Origin of the sequence: Mycobacterium sp. (assembly GCF_035314665.1) — a bacterium.
Taxonomy (GTDB): domain Bacteria; phylum Actinomycetota; class Actinomycetes; order Mycobacteriales; family Mycobacteriaceae; genus Mycobacterium.
In genome coordinates, this window is the sequence record NZ_DATFZD010000189.1 from 1 (window position 1) to 7,834 (window position 7,834).

General features: G+C 67.4%; 7 protein-coding genes and 1 pseudogene. 3 read left to right on the forward strand and 5 right to left on the reverse strand.

Annotation, left to right across the window (positions count from 1 at the left end; genetic code table 11):
• Nucleotides 1-614, reverse strand: a pseudogene (locus tag VKI00_RS14755) (isocitrate lyase); the annotation flags it as partial.
• A 249-nt stretch (nucleotides 615-863) separates the two neighbouring features.
• On the opposite strand from VKI00_RS14755, the gene VKI00_RS14760 reads away from it, so the two are divergent.
• The gene (locus tag VKI00_RS14760) at nucleotides 864-1,808 is read left to right on the forward strand and encodes an alpha/beta hydrolase (protein WP_324438554.1); all 945 of its coding nucleotides are present in this window, start codon (nucleotides 864-866) and stop codon (nucleotides 1,806-1,808) included.
• On the opposite strand, the gene VKI00_RS14765 is transcribed toward VKI00_RS14760, so the two are convergent.
• The 3 genes from VKI00_RS14765 to VKI00_RS14775 form a co-directional block, all read right to left on the reverse strand.
• Complete coding sequence (locus VKI00_RS14765) at nucleotides 1,758-3,149, reverse strand: flavin monoamine oxidase family protein (protein WP_324438556.1); 1,392 nt, start codon at nucleotides 3,147-3,149, stop codon at nucleotides 1,758-1,760. The genes VKI00_RS14760 and VKI00_RS14765 overlap by 51 nt on opposite strands.
• A 117-nt stretch (nucleotides 3,150-3,266) precedes the next feature.
• Nucleotides 3,267-4,382 (reverse strand): hypothetical protein, encoded by a 1,116-nt coding sequence (locus tag VKI00_RS14770; RefSeq protein WP_324438558.1) that lies wholly within the window; start codon nucleotides 4,380-4,382, stop codon nucleotides 3,267-3,269.
• A complete protein-coding gene (locus tag VKI00_RS14775) occupies nucleotides 4,382-5,518 on the reverse strand; it encodes a phosphotransferase family protein (RefSeq protein WP_324438560.1) in 1,137 nt (378 codons plus the stop codon). The genes VKI00_RS14770 and VKI00_RS14775 overlap by 1 nt, the downstream gene beginning before the upstream one ends.
• Nucleotides 5,519-5,574: 56 nt before the next feature.
• Here VKI00_RS14775 and VKI00_RS14780 point away from each other — a divergent pair, with 56 nt between their 5' ends.
• Both VKI00_RS14780 and VKI00_RS14785 read left to right on the forward strand, forming a co-directional pair.
• A complete protein-coding gene (locus tag VKI00_RS14780) occupies nucleotides 5,575-6,195 on the forward strand; it encodes a TetR/AcrR family transcriptional regulator (RefSeq protein WP_324438562.1) in 621 nt (206 codons plus the stop codon).
• On the forward strand, nucleotides 6,192-7,061 hold the full coding sequence (locus tag VKI00_RS14785; protein ID WP_324438564.1) for an SDR family oxidoreductase: 870 nt from the start codon (nucleotides 6,192-6,194) through the stop codon (nucleotides 7,059-7,061). Before VKI00_RS14780 ends, VKI00_RS14785 begins: the two co-directional genes overlap by 4 nt.
• On the opposite strand, the gene VKI00_RS14790 is transcribed toward VKI00_RS14785, so the two are convergent.
• Entirely contained in the window at nucleotides 7,058-7,663 is a 606-nt protein-coding gene (locus VKI00_RS14790; RefSeq protein ID WP_324438566.1) for a class I SAM-dependent methyltransferase, read from the reverse strand. The genes VKI00_RS14785 and VKI00_RS14790 overlap by 4 nt on opposite strands.
• Nucleotides 7,664-7,834 lie beyond the last annotated feature (171 nt).

Consider the following 7,834-nt stretch of genomic DNA (forward strand, 5'->3'; position numbering starts at 1 on the left):
CCCGGCACGCCCGCTTCGACGAACCGCTTGACCAGGTTGCGCACGTGCGGATCGCCGCCGTGGCCGGTGTCGGCGTCGGCGATGATGAACGGCCGGTAGTCGACCGCCGGCGTTCTTTCGCGTTGTTCGTCGCTCATCCGCAGCCGCAGGTACTGCTGATTACGGTCGGCGGTCAGCAGCGCGCGGACCAGGCCGGCGGCCTCGTCGGGCACCTGGCTCAGCGGGTAGCTGGCCAGGTCGGGCCCCGGGTCTTCGCTGATCGAGCCCTTGGCGGACGTCGCCCACCCGCCGAGGTAGATGCCTTCGATGCCCATCCGCTTCATGGCCACCGCCTGCCCCGGCGAGTACGGGCCGAAGGTGGTGATGCTCTTGCGCTGGGCGAACAGCTCGCGCAGCCGAGGATAGAAGGCCTCCGCCGCCTCTCGCGCCACGATGTAATCGCTGGGGATGGTGCCGCGCTGCTCTACGACTTGGCGGGCGGAGTAGAGCCGAGTGATTCCGTCGAACCGTGCGCTGTCGAAGTATCGCTGCGTGGCGGCTGTGTCTTTCTCAAAATCACCGCGAAAGCTGTCCTCGACCGGTGTGTGTGCCCGGGTGTCCGCGTCAATTGCCATGATCGTTCGCTCCTCTTTCAGCCCAATTCCCTCGATAGTGCGAGCCTATAGGCTGCTGTGCGGCATAAAGTTTCAAATCGGGATCTCCCTAAACAGGATCAGCCAGATCGGCCGCATCGAGGATGCCGCCATCCAGTCGCCGCTAAACCCCAGGTTAATTAGCGTCGGGGTCATTTGGGCCGTTTGGCATAGCCCGCTCGGATACACTCGCGCCACGCGGCGACGGCGCCGCATCCGAGGGGAGCCATGATGAGTTCTCGACGATCGGCCCGCACGCTGGGCTCCTTGCCGCCTAGCCGCACTGTCCCCGTCCGCTCCCCGGACGGCACCCGCCTGCACACCGAGGTATTCGGGCCCGAAGACGGCTATCCGATCGTGTTGGCGCACGGCATCACCTGTGCCATCCGGGTGTGGGCCCACCAGATCGCCGAGCTGGCCACGGAGTACCGGGTGATCGCGTTTGACCATCGCGGCCACGGCCGCAGCGGGATCCCCCGACGCGGCGGGTACGGCCTTGCCCACCTCGCGGCCGATGTGGATGCGGTGCTGGAGGCGACGCTGACTCCGGGCGAGCGGGCCGTCATCGCCGGACACTCGATGGGCGGAATGGCGATCGCTGCCTGGTCGGACCGTTACCGCCACAAGGTTGAGCGGCGCGCCGATGCCGTCGCGCTGATCAACACCACCACCGGTAACTTGCTGCGCGAGGTGAGGCTGCTGCCGGTGCCGGCGCCGTTCGCGCCGGTCCGGGTGTTGGGTGCCCGCGCCCTGGTCAACATCTTCGGTTCGTTCGACGTGCCGCCCGCGGTGCGCCGCGCCACCCGGGAAATGATTTCCATGCTTGCGGTCGGCAGCGACGCCGAGCCCGAGGTCGGCGCCCTGATCTACGAGCTGTTCAACACCACATCGCCGGCCGGGCGCGGCGGCTGCGGCAAGGCGCTGGTCGACGCGTTGCAGCGTCGGCACATCAACCTCGCCGGTCTGACCGTTCCGACCCTGGTTATCGGCAGCGAACGTGACCGGTTGACGCCGCTGGTCCAATCCCGGCGGATCGCCGAGGCCGCACCGAACCTGGTCGACCTCGTGGTGCTGCCCGGTGGGCACTGTTCGATGCTGGAACGCCCCGCTGAAGTCAACCGGGAGCTACGCGCGCTCGCCGAAATGATGGCCGGCAGCCGACGCATCAGTTCGTAGTTTCGCTGCGACCTCAGCGGCGGCCCGCTGCCCGGATCGCACGGCCCCGTCGAGGAAGCCGGTCCACTTATCTGCGGTCTCGGTGCCGGCCCAGTGAATGGGTCCAACCGGGCGGCGTAACCAGGGCCCGTACCGCGTCCACGATCCCGGTGGCACCGCGGCAGTCGGGCCGCCGGGCGCGAATTCTTCTGTACCCCAACGGTGGTCGACGTAGTCGAGTGGCCTCAGCGCTTCGTCGCCGAACAGCGATGCGAAGCATTCCAGTGCGCGCTGCCGACGCTGATCGGCGGGCAGCTCGTCGAAGCTCCGGGCGTCGACGAACCCCAGCAGGATGCCCGGTCCGTCGGGCTGCGGGCTGACGTCGAAGGTGATGAAGACCGGGCCCTTATCGGACAACGCCTCACCGGAGGCCCCGTTGCTCCGCCAAAACGGGGTGGCATAGGCGGCATAGGCCTTGCTGAGTCGACCCTGCGGCCAAACCTTGGCGAGTTGGTCGTATTCGGCGGGCAGCGGGGGAGTGAATTCGATGAAGGTCCGATGAGCCGGCGGGATCGCGACGACGACGAACCGGGCGTCGGCCCGTCCCTTGTCACAGCTGACGCTGACCCCGCCGTCGCGGTGATCGATGCGTCGCACCGGCGCCTCCAGCACCACCCGGTCGCCGAGGTCAGCCGCCGACCTGACGGCGATCTGTTGTGTGCCTGCCAAGAAACGGTCCTGCTGGGCACCGTTTTCGACGTCAAGCAGCCGATCCAGACCGCCGGCCGCCCGGACGTAGCGTGCAGCGTGCAGCATCGACACGTCGTCGGGTTCGCAGCCCCAGGTCACCCGCGCCATGATGGCCAGCAGATCGCGTGCGGTGGCGCCCGCGCGCACCGACCGCAGCCAGTCGCCCAGCGACTGGCCGTCGAGCCGAGCCGCGCGCCGGGCTTTCCAGGGCTCGGTCAGCGGAACGGTCCGGGCGATGCGCTCGAATTGCCAACGGACCCGGCCGATGTCGATCAGCCCGCCGAGCGAAAGCCGCGGGATCGTGCCGCTGTACGAGCGGACCGCGTCGCGCCATCGGATCAGGTTGGCGCCGTCGTGGTACGTCGGGATCGTCGGGATGCCAAGCTCGTCCGCCAGCGCCAGCACAGCGTCTTGGGTCGGGCCGACGAACGTGCCGCCCATGTCAACCGGGATGCCGGCGACATGGCCGGTATGCGAGCGTCCACCCACCCGGTCGCGGCCCTCGAGCACCAGCACATCGTGTCCGAGCCGCATCAGTTCGCGGGCGGCGGTCAGGCCGGCGAAACCGGCCCCGACCACGGCGACATCGGCGGTCCAGGTCGCGTCGGGCATGCCCCTTAGTCAACCGCATGGGCGCTGCGTACGTGAACCCACCGTCTTCCTATATCAGCCGGGACCCATGAGCCTCGACATGCTTTCCGCGCTCATCGACGAGTTAGCCCGAAAAGGCTAGGGCGCCACCGTTAACCAGTCCTTGAACCCCGACGGGTCGTGGCGGCCCAGCGCGCCGTGTTCGTAGAGACCCCAGCCTTCCACCGGTTCGCCGTCGCCGTCGCGGCACACCGCGCGGCCCACGTGGTCGATGACGCCGAAGCCGGATCGCCCGATGATCGCCGGGTCCGTCATGTCGTAGGTGAGTCGTTCGACGAACTTCTCGCCCTTCCACATGCCGTGCAGCCAGTCCGAGTCGCCGCCATAGCCGCCACCGACATGGATGGGGACCGGCAGCTTGGACTCCACATCGAAGTGGACGGGCGTGCCGTCGGGGGCGGTCGCGTCGATCGTCGCGCCGGTCGGGATGCGGGTGCCGGAGCGGTAGTGGATCTTGACCCGCGGCCAGCCCAGCTGCTCGACCCGGCCGTCGCGCCAGACACGGGTGCAGTCGTTGAGTGACCGGAAGCCGTTGGGCTCCTCTTGGATGATCAGCACGATGGCGAAGTCGTCGAATGCCATCGGCACGTACAGCCACCACATGCCCTCGAACGGTGGGTCGGCGGGCCGGCCCGCGGGTTCGGGTTCGCCGATCGGCCTGATGCCCCAGGACCGGTCGCGGCTGCCGATCCAGGTGGCGGGGTCGACGGCTATCTCCTGTCCGTCGACGGCGATCCTGCCACTCCAGCTGCCGAGCTGGGCGAACCGTTGCGCGTTGAGCGTTATCCGGTTACCCGAGCGCAGGATGTGCGGCTGCTCCTGGACGACGTCGAACAGGCCCTCCCAGGTGAGATCTGCTGCGATGCCTTCGGTTTCGTCGAGGATCAACCGCAGCTTGTGCAGCGGCTCGCTGACCTCGATCCGGTAGCCGTTGACGTTCTGGTTGAGCCGGTCCTGGTCGATGGCGTCCGAAAGATGTACTGCGGTCTGGGTATCACCGCGGCGGATGAGCACGAACGCGTCCTTGACCCCGAGGTTGGGGTAGTAGCCGATGCCGCTGATCAGGAAGATGTTTCCGGTGCGGTCGTGGGCGTTGAAGTAGGAGCGGTCGTAGAAGTTTCGGTCCGATGAGCCCGGCCACGCGATCGGCTGCGGGAGTTGATGTACCGGGTACTCGTCGAGCGGTCCGAGCATTACTGATCCTCTCCGATAAGACGTTTCATCAATCCGGCGTGATAGAACAGCGATTCCACGTCGTCAGGTTTCTCGGTTTCGCCGAAATGCACCCGTCGGGCGCCGGTGCGCATGAACACGCAAGCCCACATCACTCCCGAGTAGACGTAAAACCAGTGCAGGTCACCGACTTCGACGCCGGTGAGCCGCTGATAGGTGACGCGGACATCCTCCTCGCGCATCACCTCGGGCAGGCCCGGCAGCGTTGCCAGAGCCGCCAATTCCTGAAAGACCATGTGCGCGTATATCATCCACGCGACATCCAGCTCGCGTGGGCCCAGCGTGACCATCTCCCAGTCCAACACGGCCACCGGTCGAAAGTCGCTGTACAAGACGTTGCCCACCCGGGCGTCGCCCCACAGCAGCACCGGCTCGCTGGCGGCCACCTGTTTTGGCCAATGCTCTTCCAGCCACTGAAAAGTCCGCTCCAGCAACGGTGATCGCCCGATATCGGGCACCGCGAAGTTGTACCAAGAACGCACCCAATTGAAGTGCCGACGCAGTGCGGTGTTGCCCTGCTGACCCTCGGATAGGAAGTCAAACGTGCTGTCCGCGTCGGGGATTGAATGCAGCGACGCCAGCACTCCGACGGTGGCGTCCTGCAGTTCGCGCTGATGCTCGGGCGGCGCGTCGGCGAACCAGTTGCCGCCGAAGGTGTAGGGCATGACGTCGGGCGGCACCTCGCCCTCGACGTAGTCCATCAAGAAGAAGGGTGTTCCCAAGACGTTGCCGGTGGGCTCGAGCCAGCGCACCCGCGGAACCGGAACGTCGGTCAGCTCGCCGACGATCCGGATCACGTCGAATTGGTGGTCGAGCCGATAGGTCGGGAAGACCTGGACGTCCTCGGCGGTGGGCGCCACCCGGGCCACCAGCTTCTGCGTGATCGGCTTGCCGTCCTGCTCCCATCGGGCGGTCAAGATGATGGTCTCCGACGACATCCCGGTCGAGTCCACACCGCTCTCCACGGTGACCTGCGGTGTCGCCCCGCCGGGCAAAACCGTTGACAGCCATTTCGACATCACCGCGGGCAGGGTGGTGACGTCGCGGCTCGAGCGCTGAAGTTTGTCGACTTGGTCGAGCACGGGTTCATTGGCCACGGGTGCCTCCTTCATTGAGACGTCTGCGCGGCAATTACGATACGCTAGGTAGCGTTATGAAAGCAGACCCGCCCTTGGTTGACAAGGCCCCGGGCGCCGGACGGCCCCGCGATCCGCGTATCGACGCTGCCATATTGACGGCGACCGCGGATCTGCTTGTGCACATCGGCTATTCGAATCTCACGTTGGCCGCGGTGGCCGAACGCGCCGGAACCACCAAGACGGCGCTGTATCGGCGGTGGTCGAGCAAGGCCGAATTGGTGCACGAGGCCGCGTTTCCCGTCGCGCCCTCGGCGCTGGTCGGCCCGGCGGGCGACATGGGGGCCGATCTGCGGGCGATGATCGCCGCCGCGCGGGACGTGTTCACCACCCCGGTGGTGCGCGCCGCGTTGCCCGGGCTGGTCGCCGATATGAGTGCCGACTCCGCGCTGAACGCCCGGGTGATGTCACGTTTCGCCGACTTGTTCACCGCGGTGCAGGTGCGGCTGCGCGAGGCCGTCGACCGCGGCGAGGTGCATCGCGATGTCGACCCGGACCGGCTGATCGAGTTGATCGGCGGGGCCACGCTGTTGCGGCTGCTGCTGCGTCCCGACGAAGAACTCGACGACGCCTGGGTCGATCAGACCACCGCCATCCTCGTTCACGGCGTCACCCGAGATGTAGGGTCGGGCCGGTGACCGGACGACTGGACGGCCGGACCGCGATCGTCACCGGCGCCAGCCGCGGATTAGGCCGGACGATCGCTATTGCGCTGGCATCCGCGGGCGCGGCGGTCGCGGTGATCGGTCGCACCGAAAACGTGTGGGACGAGCGGCTGCCCGGGACCATCGGTGACACCGTCGCCGACATCGAGTCGGCGGGCGGACGCGCGGTCGCAATCCGCGCCGACCTGCTCGACCGCGACGATATCGCGCGGCTCGTCGCCGAGGCCCGAGATGCGTTGGGCCCCATCATGATTCTGGTCAATAACGCGGCGTTCACCGCGCCAGGCCGGCCGCCGAAGCCGGGTGAGGACGTGCGCGCCAAGTCGGCCAAAGCGCCGTCGGCTGCGGTCAGACCCGATTGGCCGCCGCTGTTGGGAACGCCGCTGGGCGCGTACCGGCGACACTTCGAGATTTCGGTGTTCGCGGCCTACGAGTTGATCCAGCTGGTCTGCCCCGACATGATCGCCGCGAAGAGCGGCTCGATCATCAATGTCACCTCCCTGGCGGCCCGGCTACCGGGTGACGGGCCCTATCCCGACCGCAGTGGCGGCGTGCTGCCCGGCTACGGCGGATCCAAGGCCGCGCTGGAACACTTGACGTGGTGTGCGGCCTACGATCTGCAGGGCCACAACATCGCGGTGAATGCCCTCTCGCCTTCCAAACCGATTATGACGCCCGGACTTTCGTACTACGCCCCCGGCTTCGACGACGTGGCGCAGGCCGAGGAATTCGCGCGCGCGGCGCTGCAGTTGGCGCTGGTGGATGCGCAGGCCGTGACGGGCCGCACGATCGGACATCTGCAGGTGCTTGACGGCAGCTTCCGCTCGTTTCAGTCTTAAGCCGGCTTGGTGGCCGTCACCCCGTTGATGATCACCGCATACAACCGGCGCCAGTGCGGGGAGCTGAACCCGGCGTTGCGCAGCAGACGGGCGGCGCGGCGCCGGGTCCGGGCCTTGCCGCGGCGGCTGGTGAGCATCGTCGGCAGCAGCAACCACGAGAACTGGTCGACGAGCACCAGCCCGCCGCCGGGACGCACTACCCGGGCGCACTCGCGCAGCCCCGCTTGCTGGTCAGACCAGTGATCGAAAGAGGTTGTGCTGACAATCAAGTCGAACGTTCCGTCGGGGTAGCCGATCTGTTCGGCAACGCCGACGGCGAACGTCAACCGATCGTCTTGGGTAACGGCGTTGGCCGTCTTCACCATCTCCGGGGCGGCGTCGACGCCGACCAGCTGTTCGGCATCGGGGTAGCGGCCCGCCAGCGTCCGCAACAGGTAGCCGGTGCCGCAGCCCAGGTCGAGCACTCGGTTGGGAGTCGGAACGGTGGCCACGGCAAGGCTGGCGGTGCGCTCGGAGATCTGGTGATGCATACGACCTCGCGAGCCCAGGTCGTATTCCCCGGCGCGATCGTTGTATGCGGCGACGTCCCGATAGGGCGGCACGCTGTCAGTCTGCCACCGTCGCGTCCCGATCTCACACGCTGGCGCGTCCGATCGCGTGCAGAGCCTCGGCGACGGCGTCGGCGAGCGAGTCGATTTCGGTGGCGTCGACGCCGGAGATCGTGATCCGCATTCCCGGCGGCGTGCCGATCCGGAACCGGGTTCCCGGTGCCG